19 protein-coding genes and 1 tRNA gene are annotated in these 18,957 nt (G+C 61.0%); 7 read left to right on the forward strand and 13 right to left on the reverse strand.

What is annotated here, in order from left to right; translation table 11 throughout:
- The first annotated feature begins 200 nt into the window (after positions 1-200).
- Genes QP999_RS12155 through QP999_RS12165 form a run of 3 tightly spaced genes read left to right on the forward strand, consistent with a single transcriptional unit; the run spans position 201 to position 3,776 of the window.
- The gene (locus QP999_RS12155) at positions 201-1,127 is read left to right on the forward strand and encodes an ABC transporter permease (protein WP_070524085.1); all 927 of its coding nucleotides are present in this window, start codon (positions 201-203) and stop codon (positions 1,125-1,127) included.
- Complete coding sequence (locus tag QP999_RS12160) at positions 1,120-2,079, forward strand: ABC transporter permease (RefSeq protein ID WP_070524083.1); 960 nt, start codon at positions 1,120-1,122, stop codon at positions 2,077-2,079. Before QP999_RS12155 ends, QP999_RS12160 begins: the two co-directional genes overlap by 8 nt.
- A complete protein-coding gene (locus QP999_RS12165) occupies positions 2,079-3,776 on the forward strand; it encodes an ABC transporter ATP-binding protein (RefSeq protein WP_070524081.1) in 1,698 nt (565 codons plus the stop codon). The genes QP999_RS12160 and QP999_RS12165 overlap by 1 nt, the downstream gene beginning before the upstream one ends.
- A gap of 829 nt (positions 3,777-4,605) precedes the next feature.
- On the opposite strand, the gene QP999_RS12170 is transcribed toward QP999_RS12165, so the two are convergent.
- Genes QP999_RS12170 through nth form a run of 5 tightly spaced genes read right to left on the reverse strand, consistent with a single transcriptional unit; the run spans position 4,606 to position 8,901 of the window.
- A complete protein-coding gene (locus QP999_RS12170; protein ID WP_284848390.1) occupies positions 4,606-5,703 on the reverse strand; it encodes an HNH endonuclease signature motif containing protein in 1,098 nt (365 codons plus the stop codon).
- 60 nt (positions 5,704-5,763) lie between these two features.
- Positions 5,764-6,951, reverse strand: a complete 1,188-nt coding sequence (locus QP999_RS12175) for a MarP family serine protease (protein WP_070524079.1) — start codon at positions 6,949-6,951, stop codon at positions 5,764-5,766.
- A gap of 37 nt (positions 6,952-6,988) precedes the next feature.
- Positions 6,989-7,666 carry an NUDIX hydrolase gene (locus QP999_RS12180; protein ID WP_070524077.1) on the reverse strand — a complete coding sequence of 226 codons (678 nt, stop codon included), beginning with the start codon at positions 7,664-7,666 and terminating at the stop codon, positions 6,989-6,991.
- The gene (locus tag QP999_RS12185; RefSeq protein WP_070524075.1) at positions 7,663-8,232 is read right to left on the reverse strand and encodes a TlpA family protein disulfide reductase; all 570 of its coding nucleotides are present in this window, start codon (positions 8,230-8,232) and stop codon (positions 7,663-7,665) included. The genes QP999_RS12180 and QP999_RS12185 overlap by 4 nt, the downstream gene beginning before the upstream one ends.
- 9 nt (positions 8,233-8,241) lie before the next feature.
- Complete coding sequence (gene nth, locus QP999_RS12190; RefSeq protein ID WP_230307831.1) at positions 8,242-8,901, reverse strand: endonuclease III; 660 nt, start codon at positions 8,899-8,901, stop codon at positions 8,242-8,244.
- Positions 8,902-9,201: 300 nt separating this feature from the next.
- Here nth and glxR point away from each other — a divergent pair, with 300 nt between their 5' ends.
- Positions 9,202-9,885, forward strand: a complete 684-nt coding sequence (gene glxR, locus QP999_RS12195; RefSeq protein ID WP_010189962.1) for a CRP-like cAMP-activated global transcriptional regulator GlxR — start codon at positions 9,202-9,204, stop codon at positions 9,883-9,885.
- 99 nt (positions 9,886-9,984) lie between these two features.
- On the opposite strand, the gene QP999_RS12200 is transcribed toward glxR, so the two are convergent.
- Genes QP999_RS12200 through QP999_RS12215 form a run of 4 tightly spaced genes read right to left on the reverse strand, consistent with a single transcriptional unit; the run spans position 9,985 to position 11,784 of the window.
- Positions 9,985-10,797: an MBL fold metallo-hydrolase gene (locus tag QP999_RS12200; RefSeq protein WP_070524074.1), complete on the reverse strand. Its 813-nt coding sequence runs from the start codon at positions 10,795-10,797 to the stop codon at positions 9,985-9,987.
- 18 nt (positions 10,798-10,815) lie between these two features.
- Positions 10,816-11,274 (reverse strand): RidA family protein, encoded by a 459-nt coding sequence (locus tag QP999_RS12205; protein ID WP_070565226.1) that lies wholly within the window; start codon positions 11,272-11,274, stop codon positions 10,816-10,818.
- Complete coding sequence (sp36, locus tag QP999_RS12210) at positions 11,274-11,435, reverse strand: Sp36 family protein (RefSeq protein ID WP_154737218.1); 162 nt, start codon at positions 11,433-11,435, stop codon at positions 11,274-11,276. The genes QP999_RS12205 and sp36 overlap by 1 nt, the downstream gene beginning before the upstream one ends.
- A gap of 13 nt (positions 11,436-11,448) precedes the next feature.
- Entirely contained in the window at positions 11,449-11,784 is a 336-nt protein-coding gene (locus tag QP999_RS12215) for a WhiB family transcriptional regulator (protein WP_180952135.1), read from the reverse strand.
- A gap of 178 nt (positions 11,785-11,962) precedes the next feature.
- Here QP999_RS12215 and QP999_RS12220 point away from each other — a divergent pair, with 178 nt between their 5' ends.
- Positions 11,963-14,395 carry a transglycosylase domain-containing protein gene (locus tag QP999_RS12220; RefSeq protein WP_284848391.1) on the forward strand — a complete coding sequence of 811 codons (2,433 nt, stop codon included), beginning with the start codon at positions 11,963-11,965 and terminating at the stop codon, positions 14,393-14,395.
- Between the two features lie 4 nt (positions 14,396-14,399).
- Here QP999_RS12220 and QP999_RS12225 read toward each other — a convergent pair whose 3' ends face one another.
- Positions 14,400-14,864: a GatB/YqeY domain-containing protein gene (locus tag QP999_RS12225; protein ID WP_070564310.1), complete on the reverse strand. Its 465-nt coding sequence runs from the start codon at positions 14,862-14,864 to the stop codon at positions 14,400-14,402.
- 41 nt (positions 14,865-14,905) lie between these two features.
- Here QP999_RS12225 and QP999_RS12230 point away from each other — a divergent pair, with 41 nt between their 5' ends.
- A complete protein-coding gene (locus QP999_RS12230; protein WP_284848392.1) occupies positions 14,906-15,811 on the forward strand; it encodes a metallophosphoesterase in 906 nt (301 codons plus the stop codon).
- A gap of 81 nt (positions 15,812-15,892) precedes the next feature.
- A tRNA-Pro gene (locus tag QP999_RS12235) sits at positions 15,893-15,969 on the forward strand.
- A gap of 220 nt (positions 15,970-16,189) precedes the next feature.
- On the opposite strand, the gene QP999_RS12240 is transcribed toward QP999_RS12235, so the two are convergent.
- The 3 genes from QP999_RS12240 to QP999_RS12250 all read right to left on the reverse strand — a co-directional run bounded on the left by QP999_RS12240 (position 16,190) and on the right by QP999_RS12250 (position 18,932).
- The gene (locus QP999_RS12240; RefSeq protein ID WP_284848393.1) at positions 16,190-16,561 is read right to left on the reverse strand and encodes a hypothetical protein; all 372 of its coding nucleotides are present in this window, start codon (positions 16,559-16,561) and stop codon (positions 16,190-16,192) included.
- Between the two features lie 184 nt (positions 16,562-16,745).
- Positions 16,746-17,957: a hypothetical protein gene (locus QP999_RS12245; protein ID WP_284848394.1), complete on the reverse strand. Its 1,212-nt coding sequence runs from the start codon at positions 17,955-17,957 to the stop codon at positions 16,746-16,748.
- Positions 17,958-18,932, reverse strand: a complete 975-nt coding sequence (locus QP999_RS12250) for a hypothetical protein (protein WP_005511621.1) — start codon at positions 18,930-18,932, stop codon at positions 17,958-17,960.
- Positions 18,933-18,957: the final 25 nt, after the last annotated feature.

Below are 18,957 nucleotides of genomic sequence, written 5' to 3' on the forward strand. Positions count from 1 at the left end.
CCACTTCCGCTACTTCCCACGACCCCCGCAGCCACCGTGGAGCGGGGGTCGCCCCACGTTTTCACTCATAAGTGTGATTCGAAACGCGCTATAGATTTCTCGCAGACTTGGATCACACACTAAAATTCTTATGAGCTACGTAGGCGCCTGCTAAGAAGGCGTCGACAAGCACCTGCCCACAACGAGTAAAGGACCACACTATGCTGCGCTATATCGGGCGCCGAGTGCTCCAGATGATCCCGGTGTTCTTCGGAGCCACCCTGCTCATCTATGCGCTCGTCTTCTTGATGCCCGGCGACCCCGTCGAAGCCCTTGGCGGTGACCGCGGCCTTACCGAGGCTGCCCGCGCCCGCATCGAGGCGGAATACAACCTAGACAAGCCGTTCATCATTCAGTATCTGCTCTACATCAAGGGCATCTTCATGCTGGACTTCGGCACGACCTTCTCCGGCGTCCCCGTAACCCAAGTGATGGCCAACGCCTTCCCGGTCACGGTGAAGCTCACCGTCATGGCCATCATCTTTGAATCCGTCTTCGGCATCCTCTTCGGCGTCCTCGCCGGCATGCGCCGCGGTGGCTTCTTCGATTCCACCGTGTTGGTCATCTCCCTGCTCGTCATCGCAGTGCCGTCCTTCGTCATCGGCTTCGTCTTCCAGTACCTCGTGGGCATCAAGTGGGGTGTCCTGCCGGTCACCGTCGGAGCGAACGCCACCGTGAAGTCCCTCCTCATGCCGGCCATGGTGCTCGGCGCGCTCTCCCTGGCCTACGTCATTCGCCTGACCCGCCAGTCCGTGGCTGAGAACCTGCGCGCCGACTACGTGCGCACCGCTCGCGCGAAGGGCCTGTCCAACGGCGCGGTGACCCTCCGCCACGTGCTGCGCAACTCGCTGATTCCCGTAGCCACCTTCATCGGTGCTGATATCGGCGCGCTCATGACCGGCGCCATCGTGACCGAAGGCATCTTCGGTATCAACGGCGTCGGCGGCACGATGTACCAGGCCATCCTGCGCGGTGAGCCAACCACGATTGTCTCCTTCACCACGGTGCTGGTGATCATCTACATCATCGCCAACCTGCTCGTTGACCTCCTGTACGCCGTACTTGATCCGAGGATCCGCTATGCCTAATTTCGAGAAAAACACCCCCTACCCGGGCCAAGAGCACTTCGTCTCGGAAACCGATGAAACGGGCCTCGGCGCCGTCGACGCCGTCAAGGACGAGTCCGCCCCGTCCTCCCAGTGGGGCGAGGCCTGGCGCTACCTGCGCCGCCGCCCACTGTTCTGGATCGCGGCCGTGATGATCCTCGTGGCCATCCTCCTAGCCATCGCACCGGGTCTTTTCACGAGCACCGACCCGCGCCTGTGCGAGCTGTCCAAGTCCCTCGCCCCCGCCGAGCCGGGCCACCCCTTCGGCTTCAACCGCCAGGGCTGCGACATTTACGCCCGCGTGATCTACGGTGCGCGCGCGTCGGTTGCCGTCGGCGTCCTGACCACCATCCTCGTCGTGGTGCTGGGCTCCTTGATCGGCGCCATCGCCGGCTTCTTCGGCGGCTGGATTGACTCCGTCCTGTCCCGCATCACCGACATCTTCTTCGCCATCCCGCTGGTGCTCGCCGCCATCGTGGTCATGCAGATGTTCAAGGAGCACCGCACCATCGTCACGGTGGTCTTGGTGCTCGGGCTCTTCGGCTGGGTCTCCATCGCCCGCATCACGCGCGGCGCGGTGGTCTCCATCAAGAACGAGGAGTTCGTCCAATCCGCCCGCTCCATCGGCGCGTCGAACTGGCGCATCCTGTTCAGCCACATCCTGCCAAACGCGGCCGCGCCCATCATCTCCTACGCCACCGTGGCGCTGGGCACCTACATCGTCGCCGAAGCCACCTTGTCCTTCCTGGGTATCGGCTTGCCGTCGACGTTCGTGTCCTGGGGCGGCGATATCTCTGACGCGCAGGCTTCACTACGCGTTGCTCCGGCAGTCCTGTTCTACCCGGCGGGTGCTTTGGGCCTGACCGTGTTGAGCTTCATCATGATGGGTGACGTCGTCCGCGATGCACTCGATCCGAAGGCGAGGAAGCGCTAATGACTAACTCTCCACTTCTTGAAATGAAGGACGTCCACATCTCCTTCACCACCTCCACCGGTGTGGTTGAGGCGGTGCGTGGCGTCAACATGTCCATCTACCCGGGCCAGTCCGTGGCGATTGTGGGCGAGTCCGGCTCCGGTAAGTCCACCACGGCGATGTCTATCCTGGGCCTGCTGCCGGGCACCGGCAAGGTCACCGGCGGCCAGATCCTCTTCGAGGGCGAGGACATCACCCACTACGACAACAAGCAATTCGAGTCGCTGCGCGGTGACAAGATTGGCCTGGTCCCGCAGGATCCAATGTCCAACCTCAACCCGGTGTGGCGCATCGGCACCCAGGTCGAGGAATCTCTCAAGGCCAACCACGTGGTGGAGGGCTCCGAGCGCCACCAGCGCGTCGTGGAGCTTCTAGAGGAAGCCGGGCTTCCCGACGCCGAACGCCGCGCCAAGCAGTACCCCCACGAGTTCTCCGGCGGTATGCGCCAGCGCGCGCTCATCGCGATCGGCCTGGCCGCACGCCCGAAGCTGCTGATTGCCGACGAGCCCACCTCCGCCCTCGACGTGACGGTGCAAAAGACCATCTTGGATCACCTGGAGCACCTTACCGAGGAGCTGGGTAACGCGGTGCTTTTCATTACCCACGATCTTGGCCTGGCCGCCGAGCGCGCGGAGCACCTCGTCGTCATGCACCGCGGCCGCATCGTCGAGTCCGGTCCCTCGCGCGAGATTCTGCGCTCCCCGCAGCACCCGTACACGCGCCGGCTTGTCGACGCCGCCCCCTCTCTCGCTTCCTCCCGCATCCGCGCGGCTAAGGAAGCCGGCGTCGAAGCCAAGGAACTCAAGTCGGGCGAGGCCATCGGCTCCACCGCTGCAGATTCATCTTCCGCGGCTCAGGCCCCGGTCATCTCGGTGCGCAACCTCACCAAGGAATTCGATATCCGTGGCCAGCGCGGCGGAAAGAAGCTGTTGAAGGCCGTCGACGATGTCTCCTTCGATATCCGCCGCGGCACCACCCTGGCGCTGGTGGGCGAGTCCGGCTCCGGCAAGTCCACGGTGGCCAACATGGTGTTGGGCCTGCTAGAGCCGACCTCCGGCACCATCGAGTTCGAAGGCCGCGATACCTCGACGCTGTCGAAGAAGGAGCTGTTTAAACTCCGCCGCAAGATGCAGGTGGTTTTCCAGAACCCCTACGGTTCGCTGGACCCGATGTACTCGATTTACAAGTGCATCGAAGAGCCCATGGCCCTGCACAAGGTGGGCTCGCGCAAGGAGCGTGAGGCCCGCGTTGCCGAGCTTCTCGACATGGTCTCCATGCCCCGTTCCGCCATGCGCCGCTACCCCAACGAGCTCTCCGGCGGCCAGCGCCAGCGTATCGCTATTGCCCGTGCGCTGGCGCTGCGCCCGGAGGTCATCGTCCTCGATGAGGCTGTCTCCGCCCTGGACGTGTTGGTGCAGAACCAGATCATCCAGCTGCTCGCGGAGCTGCAATCGGAGCTCAGCCTGTCCTACCTCTTCATTACCCACGACCTCGCGGTGGTCCGCCAGACTGCCGACGACGTCGTGGTCATGAAGAAGGGCCAGGCCGTCGAGCAGGGCACCGCCGACGACATCTTCGACAACGCCCAGCAGGAATACACCCGCAACCTCATCAACTCGGTTCCGGGCATGCACCTGGAAATCGGCACCGGCCACTAACCTACAACGCCGCCTAACCCGTCAGCCTTCATCCGGCTGGCGGGTTTCGCCTTTAAGGGGGGCTCGCTCTTTAAGGGCTAAGCGTCCCGTTGCTCCTACTGCGTCTGACGGCAGTCGAATCGGCTTAAGGGTCAAAATGTGTGTCTGGCTCGGCGTGTCACCGGGGCTAGATTTGGCCACTTCCAGGCCGGCTGACTGGGCATAGACGATGTTAGTGAAGTCCTAATCGTTGAGATAGCCGGTACGGCCGACGGTGCGCTAGGAAACGCCGGACAGGCAGCAACTACTACGCCGCCGTCCCAACGTGCGCGACACTAGAGCCATTTCATTAAGCCAGTTCCGTTCAGGTTCTCGGCGCAGCGCAGCAGGCGATGGGCTGGGCAAATAGTGCTGCATTGGTGACATCGGGGGGAATCTTGTTGGCCAAGAATCACCTGGTTTATACCGCCATCGGTCGAAGCCTCAGCTGTTCGATTCATTGCATTTTGTATCTCCGCCGCAGTGCTAGTGTGGTCGATTTCTAGCATTGAATCACCACACCACCGCCGGCTACCACAGGTAGGCAGCCACACCGTGGATTTAGCATCCCAAAGCCAGATATATGCTCCCAAAGCGTATATTCTGCGAGAACCTACAGTTCAGACCCCAGAAATCCCCGATTCCAGACACACTTTCTGACCCTTAACCCGTCGAATCGCGACCAGGATCCCCGATTTCCCCGCGCACCATGCTGCGGTTTGCAGGGATCACCGATGTGCCCGTCAACCATCTTTGGGTTGGCGGGATCGGTAGTTGGCGTTGTCCTCTCTGTGTTTAGTGGCTGTGGGTGTTAGCTGCTGTCGGGTGGTTCCTCTGGTGGTTGTCCTGCTTGTTCGGCGGCGAGTCTGGCTACTGCTTCTTGGTATTCGGGCATTGCGGTGATTGGTGTGCCCCAGGGTGGGATGAAGCTGACCCCGGTGTTAAGCCGGTACATGTAGCCGCGCCCGGTAGGCCTTTGTGGGTCATCATCATTGATCCCGTTGTGGTAGGCGCACAAGAACGTCAGGTTCTTGATGTTGGTGTAGCCTCCTGCCTGCCAGGGGATGAGGTGATGGACTTGGCAGTAATCAGCGGGCTTATTGCAGCCTGGTCTAGAACACGTGTGGAATTCAGCATGCAGGGTAAGGCGTTGTTTGAAGTTTGCCCCTCGTGATAGCCGCCAGGTGTCGATGGGTCCTTCAATGGGGTGCACGATGGTGGCATACCCTATTTCGGCGAATTTGTGGGTGAGGAATTCTGCCCCGGTCATGCGCCCGCCGTTAGTGAGGTTGAGTTCGATGTAGTCCCCGTCACCGTTGATGATCTGGTCGAGCTCGTTGAGGGTGACGATGACTTGGGTGCGCACCGCAGGCTTGGAACCGGTGCCCTCTTTGAAGAAGATGTCGTTGGCGGCTTGAAGCAGGTCGGTGGTGTTGGTGGACTCTAAGACGCCGCGCATGTTGGCGATCGTGGTGGCGTCGTCAGTAATGGAGAGTGTGTTGGGGCCTTGTTCCCGGTAGGTGATGCGCACGCCTGGTTTGGCTATGCGTTTGGAGCGTAGTTCTTTCAGTCGTGTGGCGGCGACGGTGGGGATGCGGTGTGCGGGAGTGGCGGCGAGTTTGACTCGCAGGTTCCAGGCATCGAGGGTCTTTTTCACCTTGGACGTGTAGGACTCGATGAGGGTAAGAGTGCCCAGGCTGTGGCGTTGTTGAAGTGCTGCTTGACGGGCTTTGCGTTGTTTGCCACTGAAGCGGGTGGGGCCGAAATAAACCTGGTTAAGGTTTGCAAGCTCAGTGGCATCGGAAGCGGAAGCACCGAGCGTGCGGAGCTCATCGGGTGAGCCAGGAATGTTTTCCACCAGCGCAATCCCCGAATTGCGTAGGCGGATGTAGGTTTCAATATCCCCCATGAGCACAGAGACTAAAACAGCACCGTGGGCCCCGCAACCGGAAGAAGAAACTACCTGGTCTTAGCCGACGCAGGAGCCGGTTGGGGTGGCGTCGACAAGCTGCGTGACGTCACCCACGTGGCCGCGCACCTCGTCCGCGGTAAGCGCATAGCCCGTATCGGAATCCTCCACGGAAGCACCAAACACAACGCCGAGCACCTGGCCTTCCGGGTTGATCATCGGACCGCCGGAATTGCCCTGCCGGATGCTACCGCGTACCGTGTAGGCATCGCGCTCCACGCGGCCCGTGGAGTAGATATCCGGACCAGCGATGGTGAGACGGTCGCGCACGCGCGCCGGCTCCGCAGTAAACGGCCCCGACTGCGGGAAGCCCAAGACGATGGCATCGTCCCCGGTAGCAGCCGCTTGCTCCGCCCACGGCAAAGGATCCAAGCCCAATCCCGGGCTATGCAGCACAGCAATGTCCACATCCGAGTTGTAATACACCACGTCCGCTTCCTTGAGGCCAAGGACCGTATCGAGGCGAACCTTATCCGTGCCCGCCACAACGTGGGCGTTCGTGATGACGTAGTCCGGCTCCGTCACAAAGCCCGAGCCCATGAGTCGGCGCGAACATGCCTCGGCATCACCCAGCACATGAATGACGGAAGGCCGCACGCGTTCTGCGAGTTTGGGATCCCCAATGTTCACCGCCGGCGCATCCACCTCGACATCGGCGCCAGATCGCTGCCAGGGCGATACCAACGGCGGCAACCCGGACTCGTTGAGGAGCGCAGCCAAGCCATTCGGCAGCGCCGCCAGGCGCGAAGGCGCCACCGCATTCAGCGAGCTCAGCACACGCGATTCACGCAGCGCCTGCCCCGGCTGGCCGCCCAGGTTGGAGGCCAAGGGCAAGGACACCAGCCAAATCACCACGATGGCCGCCGCGGCTTGGAAGACCGCGCCAATCGACGAATCCACGCGCTGCCCCGAGCGGGTTCGCATGCGGTCCCGCAGCGCCATGCCAAGCGACGTCCCCACCAGCTGCCCCAGCCCCACCAGCAAAATCAGCACGCCGACAGCCAGCAAAAAGCGCACGGCCGCCTGGTCCGTCAGCCCCATCACCAGCGGGGCAACCACGGTTCCTAAAACCAACCCCGCAATGATTCCCACCGCTGCGAGGACCGCCGCTAAGGCGCCCTGCCGCCAGCCCACGCGCACGGCAAGGAGCACGGCAATAACGATCAGGATGTCAACAGCTAGGGACACAGGGGGAATACTTTCTTAAAGGCTAAAAGGAGCAGAACTAGCCTATCTTCTCATTATTCAAAGAGCGATTGAGTGAGTCACGCAGATCATGAACCATATTCTTATCCCATTCCACGCTCCAGCCCGCATGGTCCATCAGCCCGGAGAGCACTCCCGCGGTAAAACCCCACACCACGTATCCCCGCGCCCGGAAGGCCGGCCCCTTCCAGCGGCTAAACCCCACCATCATGCGGTTGGCCGGATCCGCCAGCTCCCGCAGCGGGACGGTGAAGACATCGTCGGTCTCCGCCGGGCTCGCCGGCCACACGGTGCCCGGTTCATGCCAATACGCCAGGACCGGGCTCACGGTGTTGCCGGTAGCCCGGATGTCCAGCTTGCCCCACTGCTCAAGAGGGGTGACCGTGGAGCGGTCGAGGCCGGTTTCTTCCTCGGCTTCGCGCAGGGCGACGTCGACAAGCGAGGCGTCCCCCTCCTCCCTACGCCCGCCGGGAAAGGCAATCTGGCCGGAGTGCGAGCGCATCGACGGCGAGCGGTGCGTGAGCAGCACCTCACCATCCTCAAAACTGGTGCCCTTCAGCAGCACCAACACTGCCGATTCACGCCGGCGCTTGGCGGCCGGGACATGCCGAATGAGGCGTTCTTGGACCTTGTCTGTATCAACCCCGAGCGCCGGGCGCAGCCACTCCGGGGCATGGGCAGGAAAGAGGCGGCTCACTTGAGAACCTCCTCGACGGCCTCCTCCAAATCTTCTGCGGAGTCGAACGGCTTCACAAACTTCTCCTCCACCGTGCCATCGCGCACCACCAGGGTGATGGGGATAACGCCCGGCAACCCGAGCTCACCTGCGAAGGCGCCGTCATCGTCTTGGTAGCTGGGGATATCTACCTGCAGATCGCTGAGAAGAGCGGCCCCGTTGGCAGCGTTCGCGTCCGCATGCACGCCGACGACATTCCACGTCGGGTGCGCTCGCGCAAGGTCTTCGAAGAAGGGCAGCTCCGCGCGACACGGTTCGCACCACCACGCCCACACAGTAACGATCTGGACGTTCTTGGCCGCCGCAGTACCGGCCGCACCCAAGCACGGAAGATCCACACCCGCAAGCGGTCCCTCGGGGCATTTGGGGCGCTTGGCCACCTCTTGCTCCTGCGCCTCGGGGAGGGCAACCTCCGGCTCATCATTCTCAAGCAGGTTCACCACGCCGACGAACGCGAGCGCCGCCAGCGCGACAATGGCAGCGATGCTCGCCTTCACGTATCCGGGCCACCGAGAATATTGGCTCATTGCTCCACCTTAACCCCGCGACGGGCACCATGGGGCGAGGACGCAGGCCGCGCACTGTGGCTTTCGCGCGGTGCACACGCGCCGTCCATGGAGGATGAGGCGGTGCGAAAACACCGTTTGCTCCTCTTCGGGCACGCGCTTGGCGACGTCCCTCTCAATCGCCCTCGGAGTCTTCGCCTCGGTCAACCCAAGACGCTGGCTCAGGCGCGTGACGTGGGTATCCACCGTGATCCCCGGCAGGCCGAAGGCATTGCCGCGCACCACCAGCGCGGTCTTGCGCCCGACGCCGGGCAGGGAGGTGAGCTCGTCGATGCCGCGGGGCACCTGCCCATCGAAGTCCGCGACGAGCTTTTCTCCGATGCCTAACAGGTGGCCGGCCTTCGTGCGCTGGAATCCGAGCGGGCGGAGGATGCGCTCGAGGTCAGCACGGTCCGCGGCCGCGTAATCCGGTGCGGAAGGATACCGAGCAAAAAGCTCCGGAGTGACCTGGTTGACGCGGGCATCCGTGCACTGCGCCGAGAGCACCGTAGCAATAAGTAGCTCGAGCGGCGTGGTGAAATCTAGCTCGCAATCGGCGTCGGGATATTCATCCGCCAAGGCGGTACGAATATGAACGATGCGAGCGGCCTCGTCAGCGTCATCGTGGTGCACGGGAAGGTCAGGGGACATAAAAGAGATCTTAGTGACGGCGGCTAGAATGAGAAGCATGATTTCGCTCGTCATCTTTGTGCCGCTGTGCCTCGCGCTGTTTGCCATCCTCATGGAGAAACTTGAGGCGACGGCCTTCGAAAACTAAATAGACCATTCAAAGCGTGTGATTATTTTTCACGTTGGTGGAAATAGTGACTAATTACACTGTATGATATTGTGCAGTGCCTCGTGGCGCACTGGAGACTAGGTGCGTCAAATCAAACCAAACCAGCTTGTGTCCCAGTGTTTTCCGGGCTGCGCAGGCTTTAAGGAGTAACAGTGGAAGGCGTACAGGACATTCTCTCCCGCGCTGGCATTTTCCAGGGCGTCGATCCGGTAGCAGTACAGAACCTTATTGAGCAGATGGAAACCGTCCGTTTCCCGCGCGGCACCACCATTTTCGAGGAAGGTGAGCCGGGAGACCGCCTCTACATCATCACCTCGGGCAAGATTAAGCTCGCCCGCCACGCCCCGGATGGCCGCGAGAACCTCCTGACCGTGATGGGTCCGTCCGATATGTTCGGCGAGCTCTCCATCTTCGATCCGGGCCCGCGCACCTCTTCCGCTGTCTGCGTCACTGAGGTCACCGCAGCCACGATGAACTCTGAGATGCTCAAGCAGTGGGTAGCCGATCATCCGGCAATTGCTCAGCAGCTTCTGCGCGTGCTGGCCCGCCGTCTGCGCCGCACGAACGCCAACCTGGCGGACCTCATCTTCACCGACGTGCCAGGCCGCGTGGCCAAGACCCTGCTGCAGCTGGCTAACCGCTTCGGTGTGCAGGAGGGCGGCGCGCTGCGCGTGAACCACGACCTCACCCAGGAAGAGATCGCCCAGCTCGTTGGCGCTTCCCGTGAGACCGTGAACAAGGCTCTGGCCACCTTCGCTCACCGCGGCTGGATCCGCTTGGAGGGCAAGTCGGTGCTCATCGTCGATACCGAGCACTTGGCCCGCCGCGCACGCTAGGTCTTAAAGGCCGAGCCCGCCTATGCGGCCCTCGGCCTTCGACTTGTCCTAACGCAAAATCCCCCGAGAATTTCTCGGGGGATTTTCCTATGTAGTGCTTTAGTTCTGAGCCGCGAGGTACTTCAGCGCGGTGCGCGTCGACTGCTCAGCTGCGTGACGCAGGACCGGATCGACATCGTCATACATCTCATCAACGAGAGTCTTGACGTCGACGTCCTCACCCAAGCGCCCACGGACCTCCTTGATCTGGTCCAGGCGGTGGTGGCGGCGGTCAATGTACTTGCGGGCAACCGCGGAGGTGTCCTCCAAGTCCGGGCCGTGGCCCGGGAAGAGCGCCACGTCCTTGCCGCGTTCTTCCAGAAGATCCAGGGTCTTCAGGTAATCAGCCAAGTCGCCATCCGTCTCAGACAGCAGCACGGTGTGGCGGCCTGCGATGGTGTCACCGGTCAGGATGCCCTCCAGGGTGGAGTTCTTCGCTTCCGCGGACCACACAAAGAAGCAGGTGGAATCTGCGGTGTGACCCGGGGTGTGAACGACCTCAAGCTGCGGGGTGATGCCGTCGACGGTGATCACTTCTCCGTCGACAAGCGCGTCGCCCCCATTGCAGTAATTCGGATCGAAAGAGCGAATGGGAGCGCCGGTGAGCTGACGCAGGCGCTGGGCGCCTGATGCGTGATCATCGTGGCGGTGGGTAAGAAGGATCAACGCAACCTCGCCCGCCTTCGCGGTCACGACGTTGAGATGACCTTCATCCTCCGGGCCCGGATCAACCACAATGGCGCGGGAATCTTCTCCAGCGCGGATGATCCACGTATTGGTGCCCTCCAAAGCGGTGTAACTGGGATTATCGCACAGCACGACACCGACGGACTGGCTCACGGGACGCAGTTGGCTATATGCAGGATGCTCCATGGTTCTAACCCTATCCGATTACTCAGCGATTTCTACGATGACTTCGATCTCAACGGGGGAATCTTTCGGTAGGACCGCTACCCCCACCGCAGAACGCGCGTGGATTCCGGCATCTCCGAAGACCTCACCCAAGAAGTCGGAAGCACCATTGATGACCGCAGCTTGCTCAGTAAAGGAGGGGTCCGAAGCCACGAATCCAACCACCTTCACCACGCGGGTTACGTGATCAAGACCTACGAGACCATCGATTGCAGCCAAAGCGTTCAGCACGGCCACACGTGCCAATTCTTGCGCCTTTTCTAGGCTCACCTCTGCGCCGACCTTGCCGGAAGCCGGCAATTCACCGCCCACGACGGGCAGCTGGCCAGAGGTCCACACCTGGTTTCCCACGCGGGTAGCTGGGATATAGGACGCGAGGGGGACAGCGACAGAAGGCAGCTCGACGCCGAGCTCTTCAAGGCGGGCAAGCGCACCCATTAGGACTCCTCCACAGGACGCTTGAAATAGGCGACAACATTCTCCGGGTTCATACCCGGGGTGATGGTGACGAGCTCCCAGCCGTCCTCACCCCAGGAATCGAGGATTTGTTTCGTCGCGTGCGTAAGAACCGGCGCGGTGGCATATTCCCATTTAGTCATGGGCTCAATGCTACTAAATACCGATGAGTTCGCCACCCTCAGCGAGGTAATGGGCCCAGCTCGTGATGTGCGGGTTCTTGCGCAGAAGGGCGCGGCGCTGACGCTCCGTGAGGCCGCCCCACACGCCGAACTCCACGCGATTATCAAGCGCATCCGCGCGGCACTCATTGAGCACCGGGCAATGGCGGCAGATTACTGCAGCTTTACGCTGCTCAGCTCCTCGTACAAAGAGTGCATCAGGATCACCGTTGCGGCACTTAGCTTGGGTAACCCACTCACCACGCTCTGTGGTTAACGAGGCATTCTTTACCATTGCGGACCGTCCTGCACCTTTGACACTGACTGCCATGGCTAGGTAACTCCTTCCAAGCTCACCCCCGTCGAGCTCAAAGATCATGAATAACCCTCTACCCGACGGAATATTATGTACCCTTGGTAAGTCTATTCACAGACCGGTATACCTGTCTAACAGGTCACACTTTAGGGGGGTCTCCCGGATATCCTCCTAAACCACTAGTGTGTGGAGGGTGACTGTGATCAAATCCCTGGGAAAGCTCGTCCTGTCCACAGCACTGGTCGGCATCCTCATCGCGCTGGCCATCGCCCCCGTCGCTGGCGTCAGCGGTGTCGCCGTGGCCAGGACCAATGAGACGATGCAATCAGACGTCCAGGATCTCACCAACGGTGATACCCCCGGCGTGAGCACCATCTTGGATGCCAAGGGCAACCCCCTTGCGTATATCTATGAGCAGCGCCGCCATCCAGTGAAACCGGATGAGATCTCGGACGCCATGAAGAAGGCAGTGGTGGCTATCGAGGACCGCCGTTTCTATGAGCACGAGGGCGTCGACTTGCAGGGCAATGTCCGTGCGTTGTGGACCAACCTGGTTGCGGGCGGTGTCTCCCAGGGCGCATCCACGCTTGACCAGCAGTACGTAAAGAACTACCTCCTTTTGGTCAACGCGACTACCGACGAAGAACGTCAGGCCGCGACCGAACAATCCGTGGCCCGTAAGCTGCGCGAAATGCGCATGGCTACGGACATCGATGCCCGGCTCTCCAAGGATGAGATCCTCACCAACTATCTCAACCTCGTCCCCTTTGGAAACCACTCCTTCGGCGTTGAGGCCGCTAGCCGCACCTACTTCGGAACCGATGCCGCGCACCTCACCGTGCCGCAGGCTGCGATGCTCGCCGGCATGGTGCAATCCTCGGAATACCTCAACCCCTATACCAACGAAGAAGGCGTAACTGAGCGCCGCAACGTGGTACTCCAAGCCATGGTTGATAACGGCTCCCTTTCCCAGGAGGACGCCGACGCCTTTTCCCAGCAGCCACTCGGCGTGTTGGACAGCCCTGCAACCCTGGCTAACGGCTGCATCGGCGCGGGCGATCGCGGCTTCTTCTGCGACTATGTGCTGGAATACCTCAACGAAAAAGGCATCGACCGCGAGCACCTTGCGCGTGGCGGTCTGACCGTTAAGACCACGCTTGACCCCGACGTCCAAGACCAAGCGCTCAACGCAGTGCGAAGCAACACCGCCCCGGATGCGGCGGGCGTGGCGGAGGTCATGAACGTTATCAAGCCGGGCACCGATTCCCGCAAGGTCCTAGCCATGGTGTCGTCGCGCACCTATGGGCTCGACCTGAACAACAATGAAACCCTTCTGCCCCAGCCCAATTCTTTGGTGGGCAACGGCGCAGGCTCCGTGTTCAAACTCTTTACCGCCGCGGCCGCCCTGGAGGCGGGCTACGGCATCAAGGACAAGCTGGCCGTGCCCAATCGCTACGAAGCGGAAGGCCTGGGATACGGCGGCGCAGCTAACTGCCCGCCCAACAAGTACTGCGTGGAAAACTCCGGCAGCTACGCCTCCACGATGACCATGCAGGACACGCTGGCCTACTCCCCCAACACCCCCTTCATCCAACTCACCGAGCAACTTGGCGTCGAGCGCCTGGTCGACATCGCCGTCAAGCTCGGCCTGCGTTCTTATGAAGAACCCGGCAGCTACGACGGCGAGTCCTCCATCGCCGACCACATTAAAGACTCCAACCTCGGCTCCTTCACGCTCGGCCCGACAGCAGTGAATGCACTGGAGCTGTCTAACGTGGGCGCGACGGTGGCGTCGCAAGGCATGTGGTGCGAGCCCAACCCCATCGAGGAAGTCACGGACTCCCACGGCAACGAGGTCTACCTCAAACACACGCCGTGCGAACGCGCAGTGGACAAGGAAGTGGCAAAGGCGCTGGAAAACAACATGACCGCCGATACCGAAAAGGGAACCGCCTCCGACTCGGCACGCGCTGCCGGCTTCAGCGGCCAGGCCGCCGCCAAGACCGGTACCACCGAGTCCAACCAGTCCTCGGCTTTCCTTGGATTCAACTCGGCAGTCGCTGCCGCACCGTACATCTACAACGACGGGACCACCACAAGCCCGCTGTGCACCGGCCCGGTACGCCAGTGCCCCAGCGGCAACCTCTTCGGCGGCAAGGAGCCGGCGGCGACGTTCTACACGATGGCCGCGCGTGTCCCCGAAGCACAGAAGGGCACGGTGCCCGATTATGACCGGGCCTACGACTCTGGCAAGGTTTCGCCGCTTATCGACGGCGTGAAGGGCAAGTCCGAGAGCCAAGCCCGTTCCACGCTGGAGAAAGCCGGATATAAAGTCAGGACCACCGAGGTCCCCGCGCCCGGCGTGGGCTACGGCAAGGTAGTTCGCGTCATCACCGGTCCATCCGGCGCGAAGAAGGGCGCGGAGGTCACGCTCCAGCTTTCCGACGGCTCCGCGAGCGACTCCTCCGATTCTGCGAGCACGAGCCCAGTAGCCTGGGACTCCAACTCGGGCTCCCCGTCCGCACCGAGCGGCGGCGAGCCGGGAGGCGGCCAGTCCGACCCACTATTCACTCAAGAAGACGTTGACCGCTTCACGAATGATGTGCGGAGCTTCTTCGGGCTCTAGCGCGTTAGTTCAGGGCGGCCTTCACGGCCGTGGACAGGCGCTTGCCGTCCGCGCGTCCGGCAGCCTTGGCGGTGGCCACCTTCATGACGTTACCCATCTGCTTGATGGTCGCCGGCTCACCGGAGTCCTTCTCAACCTCGGCGATGGATTCTTTAACGAGGGCGTTCAGGGAGTCGTCGTCAAGCTGCTCCGGCTGGTAGGCCTCGAAGAAGGGGACGTCGACAAGCTCCGCCTCCGCCAACTCCGGGCGGCCATTCTCCGCGTAAACCTCTGCGGACTCGCGGCGCTTTTTAATCTCACGGGCGATGACCTTGAGGATGTCCTCATCGGTGATCTCGTGGCGAGAACCGGAAGTTTCCTCCGCCTGGATGGCAGACAGTAGAGAACGGATGGCGCTCGTACGGGCCTTGTCCTTGGCCTTCATCGAGGTCTTAAGGTCAGCGCGGATAGTTTCTTTCAACTCACTCATGCCCTTCAATCTACGCCAGCCGGCCAGGTAGTGTGGTGAGGGTGAAGATTTTCCCTGTCCTTGGCGGACTCGCCGCCGCCGGCCTGGGCACCGCCGCATGGGCGCACTCAGAGCTCACCAAGTTCGAGCTCAAGGAGTACACCCTGCCGCTGCTGGAGCCCGGCACGCTGCGCGAGGAGTCCGAGTTCCGTATCCTGCACGTGTCCGACCTCCACATGATTCCGGGCCAACGCGCCAAAATCGAGTGGGTCTCAGGCCTCGACACCCTCGACCCGCACCTGGTGGTCAACACCGGTGACAATCTTTCCGACGAGCGCGGCGTCCCCGAGGTCCTCCGCGCGCTTGGCCCGCTGCTGAGCCGCCCGGGAATGTTCTGCTTTGGCACCAATGATTACTGGGCGCCGCGCATCCCGAATCCCTTCAACTACCTGATTGGGAAGAAGAACGAGCCCTCTTATGTGAACCTGCCGTGGAAGGGCATGCGCGCGGCCTTCCTTGAGCACGGCTGGCACGATGCCAACCAGGCTCGCGTGGAATTCAAGGTGGGCGATGTTCGCCTGGCTGCCGCCGGTGTGGACGACCCACACCATGATCTGGATGACTACTCGGAAATCGCCGGCGCCCCGAACGAGGATGCCGACCTTTCCTTGGCGCTCCTGCACTCCCCGGAGCCCCGCGTCCTGGAGAAATTCGCCGCCGACGGCTACCAGCTGTCCCTGTCTGGACACACGCACGGCGGCCAGCTCTGCCTGCCTTTCAAGGTGGCGGGCTCGCGCTCCATCGTGACCAACTGCGGCATCGATCGCGCCCGCGCCCAGGGCCTGCACCTGTTCGGAGAGATGTACATGCATGTCTCCAACGGGTTGGGCACCTCGAAGTTCGTTCCCTTCCGGGTGTTCTGCCGCCCGTCGGCCACGCTTCTGCGTATCACTGAGAAGGCCGCCTAGGGATACCCCCTCCACGCTGCCGTTTTGTCCTTTCAGACCGGGGTGAGTTACAGTATTCCGGTACCGCTTAGAGCGAGACACCGGGATATGGCGCAGCTTGGTAGCGCGCTTCGTTCGGGACGAAGAGGTCGCAGGTTCAAATCCTGTTATCCCGACCATTAAACCCGACGGTTTCGTGAAACGACCTTAAATCGTTTGCGAAACTGCCTCCGTGAGATAAACCCACCTCCTTCGGGCGGTGGGTTTAGTCGTTTTCGCGGCAATCCGGGCCTTAAACAATAAGAGTCCCCACATGGTTCGTCCCCTCTAAAACGACTAATAGCCCGGAACCTCAAATCGGTTTTCCGAGCTAGATGGATAAAGCTATTCAGTTGGTCTTTAAGCAGCCTCGCGCGCAGGCGGCGCGTTCGGGCTTGCCTTCTCGCGCGCCGGATCGCGCGGCGGGTGCGGATCTCGCGTGCCAGGTGGCGGAGTCTTTTCATCCCGATCCACCCGGCCAAGAAAACGCCGAATCATAGATACATTGGCCGCAACCACACCAAGAGCTGTATAGAAGAAGGCCGCAGCAAAACCGCGTACAGGTCTTCTCGTATGGTCACCAATAGCAGCACCGCCGCGATTGTTCTTCACATAGTCGTTGCGCGTTTCAATCACATTGCGCCAGGTACCGTAAATTTTCTGCCACTCAGGTGTCTTGTAGGCCGGGCCAGTCTGGCGGTAGCGAATACCCTCTGTGTGAGGGATGGTCAAAGAGGACTTATTGGTACAGCACTTTCCCATTTGGCTGCGCGGGGCTTCAAGACTAGGTGTTGGGATAATAGGCAGACCTTTAGCCCGAGCGTCCTGCCTCTCGGCCTTTTGCACCAAGGGACATACCAGTGTCTTTCCTTTACCGCGACCAGGACAAATAAACATTTGACTCTCGCCGGTATCATCAGCAACCTTTACGACGCATGGCATAAGCGCGGCGCTCGTTAATACGGGCCTTGTAGGTGTCCTCATCAATAAGACCAGCCCTAAACTGCTCGGTGGCCTCAATCAGTGACTTCGGCATGGCCGGGCAATACCAGTGGCCTTCGACCAAGCTCATGGTTTCAAAGCTGCCACGTTGGCCTAACTGGTTGGATTTGTAGTCGCCAACCAGGGTGTATCCCTTTTTACGTAGTGGCTCGTGGAAGTCTTTGGTCTTGGCCACAGCGAAATACGCACGGTCACCAACCACCACGCCTTTAGGCGTAGACGGATCATCAGTTAAATGGCGCATGGCTTGCAGCCCACGAATCGCAGGGTTGTGGCTGGGCCGGTCAAAGGCCATGCCCATAATCAGGTGAGGCTGTGCATATGGGCCTTGTTCACGGATAACTCCAGCCACAAGGGTGGCCTCCCAGCCCCACACGTGCTTAGCGTTCCTTGTGCGCTTGTTTTCACCGTGTGTTTCCTGTCGCTCATCACGGGAATACCAACCTGCCTCCGGCTCAGAGGACATAAGATCATCTGGTCGGTTCGTCCATCGGTTATTTCCACGGCGAACCCCTGGAATCAGTGTTCCGTCTAGAGTGAGGTCTCCCTGCCAGTTGTTGCGGTATTCCTCCGGCATGTCTTTGGTGCTGGCCATGACCAGCTGGTTGAACACATAGGTGGCGCGCTGCCATTTTTCTTCGCGGCGCTCAGGATCTTGTTCGTCCATCAGCCGGTTGAACTCGGCACGGGTTAGCCGTACATGGTGTGGGATGTTGTCGAAAGGGTCAACCAGTTCTAGGAACCTGTGCAATGCACGCCACAGGCGGTGATACCACAGGCCGTGCTGAACAAAGTAATTATCGCCCACGCGACGTGCCTTATCGCGGCTGGGTAGCTCAAGAAGTTCCAGAGCTTTTTCGGTGGTGTCTTTACTAGCTAGCAGGGCAACCATGGTGGTCAAATGCATGGGTTGACCAGAGCGCGCCAGAATCAGATACAGCGCAAGGATGGCGCGGTCACTGACAGTCTTTGGTCGCCCACCTTTCTGCGGGTCGTATCCCTCCTCGCGCCGCCACGTATCAAGGCTTTCGCAGATGTCAGTACGGTCGATGATGTTTAGTGCCCAGGACACACTAGCTCCGTCCAGGCGCAGAAGCGGGGTGGGAGTAACCGATATGCGGGCCATTTAGCTCTCCTCCCCTGTAGGTGTAACCAGCCGCAGCGGCGGATAAGCCGGTTCGTCCCTGTTGCCTGTAGTCCACACCCAGTACTCGGCCTCAGTTAGTGCCCCGGCCTCGACGATCATCCGGTGGAAGGTGTCGTGGAATGGCTGTATGGTGCCAGTGGCATAGACCAGCTGGTTAAAGTCCACACGCGCGGCGGCATGATGAGCAATCCAGGTGTAGCGCAGCCTGTTGATGTTGGGTGCAAGCCCAGTACTCGACGGGTTTTGGCTGGTCTTGTGGATAAAGTCAGATATGAGGTGCGGGCCTGTGGCATCGTTGCGGCGGCGCGCTGAGTTTGGCTTCACCAGTGGTTCGTCCTTACGGTCTGCGCTCACACCGCGCAGGACTTGACGCATGACATCGCTATAAGGCGCGGTCAACGGAATGGTTCGCGACGTAAGGCCTCGGCCACCGCGGGCATGTACTGCTAGCACGGTGCCGAAGTCAGTGAAGTCACCATAGACGCAGTGATAAATCTCCTCTGTGGTCATACCAGCACCAAGGCCTAAGGCCACAAGGATGTAGGCCACACGCCGCGATTCGCGGCGGGGTCTAGAGCGCAGCCAATCCGTAATACGGATCAGCTCGTGGGAGGTGTAGGCGCGGCGCTTCGACTTCGCCGCAGGATGAATAACTTCGGGTAGATCTTCTACCCAATCCAGCGCGCCGTGGTGCTTAATGACGTGGCGCGCGCAGCGGTTAAGGAGGCGGCGGGTGGCATCGAGGCTAGTTGTGGATAAATCTGTGCGGTATTGCAGGTAGTTGTGAATGGAGCCGCCGTCTTTAAGCAGCATGATGCAGTTGTCCACGGTTAAATCCACGTACCAGCGGTCTCGCACGTAGCAAAAATATGCAGCGAGTTGGCGCTTGCGGTTTGTCGCTACCGCAGGCGTGGTGGCGGGCAGTAATCCGCGTGTCGTCAGTGTGTCGATCACAGCGTAGACCTCACTGTATTTAGAC

The organism is Corynebacterium sp. MSK004, assembly GCF_030232515.1.
Classification (GTDB): Bacteria; Actinomycetota; Actinomycetes; order Mycobacteriales; family Mycobacteriaceae; genus Corynebacterium; species Corynebacterium hesseae.

Coding starts and splice junctions, on each gene's coding strand:
- QP999_RS12155 (WP_070524085.1), top strand. CDS start 201: ATGCTGCGCTATATCGGGCGCCGAGTGCTCCAGATGATCCCGGTGTTC.
- QP999_RS12160 (WP_070524083.1), top strand. CDS start 1,120: ATGCCTAATTTCGAGAAAAACACCCCCTACCCGGGCCAAGAGCACTTC.
- QP999_RS12165 (WP_070524081.1), top strand. CDS start 2,079: ATGACTAACTCTCCACTTCTTGAAATGAAGGACGTCCACATCTCCTTC.
- QP999_RS12170 (WP_284848390.1), bottom strand. CDS start 5,703: ATGGGGGATATTGAAACCTACATCCGCCTACGCAATTCGGGGATTGCG.
- QP999_RS12185 (WP_070524075.1), bottom strand. CDS start 8,232: ATGAGCCAATATTCTCGGTGGCCCGGATACGTGAAGGCGAGCATCGCT.
- nth (WP_230307831.1), bottom strand. CDS start 8,901: ATGTCCCCTGACCTTCCCGTGCACCACGATGACGCTGACGAGGCCGCT.
- QP999_RS12200 (WP_070524074.1), bottom strand. CDS start 10,797: ATGGAGCATCCTGCATATAGCCAACTGCGTCCCGTGAGCCAGTCCGTC.
- QP999_RS12205 (WP_070565226.1), bottom strand. CDS start 11,274: ATGGGTGCGCTTGCCCGCCTTGAAGAGCTCGGCGTCGAGCTGCCTTCT.
- sp36 (WP_154737218.1), bottom strand. CDS start 11,435: ATGACTAAATGGGAATATGCCACCGCGCCGGTTCTTACGCACGCGACG.
- QP999_RS12215 (WP_180952135.1), bottom strand. CDS start 11,784: ATGGCAGTCAGTGTCAAAGGTGCAGGACGGTCCGCAATGGTAAAGAAT.
- QP999_RS12225 (WP_070564310.1), bottom strand. CDS start 14,864: ATGAGTGAGTTGAAAGAAACTATCCGCGCTGACCTTAAGACCTCGATG.
- QP999_RS12245 (WP_284848394.1), bottom strand. CDS start 17,957: ATGGCCCGCATATCGGTTACTCCCACCCCGCTTCTGCGCCTGGACGGA.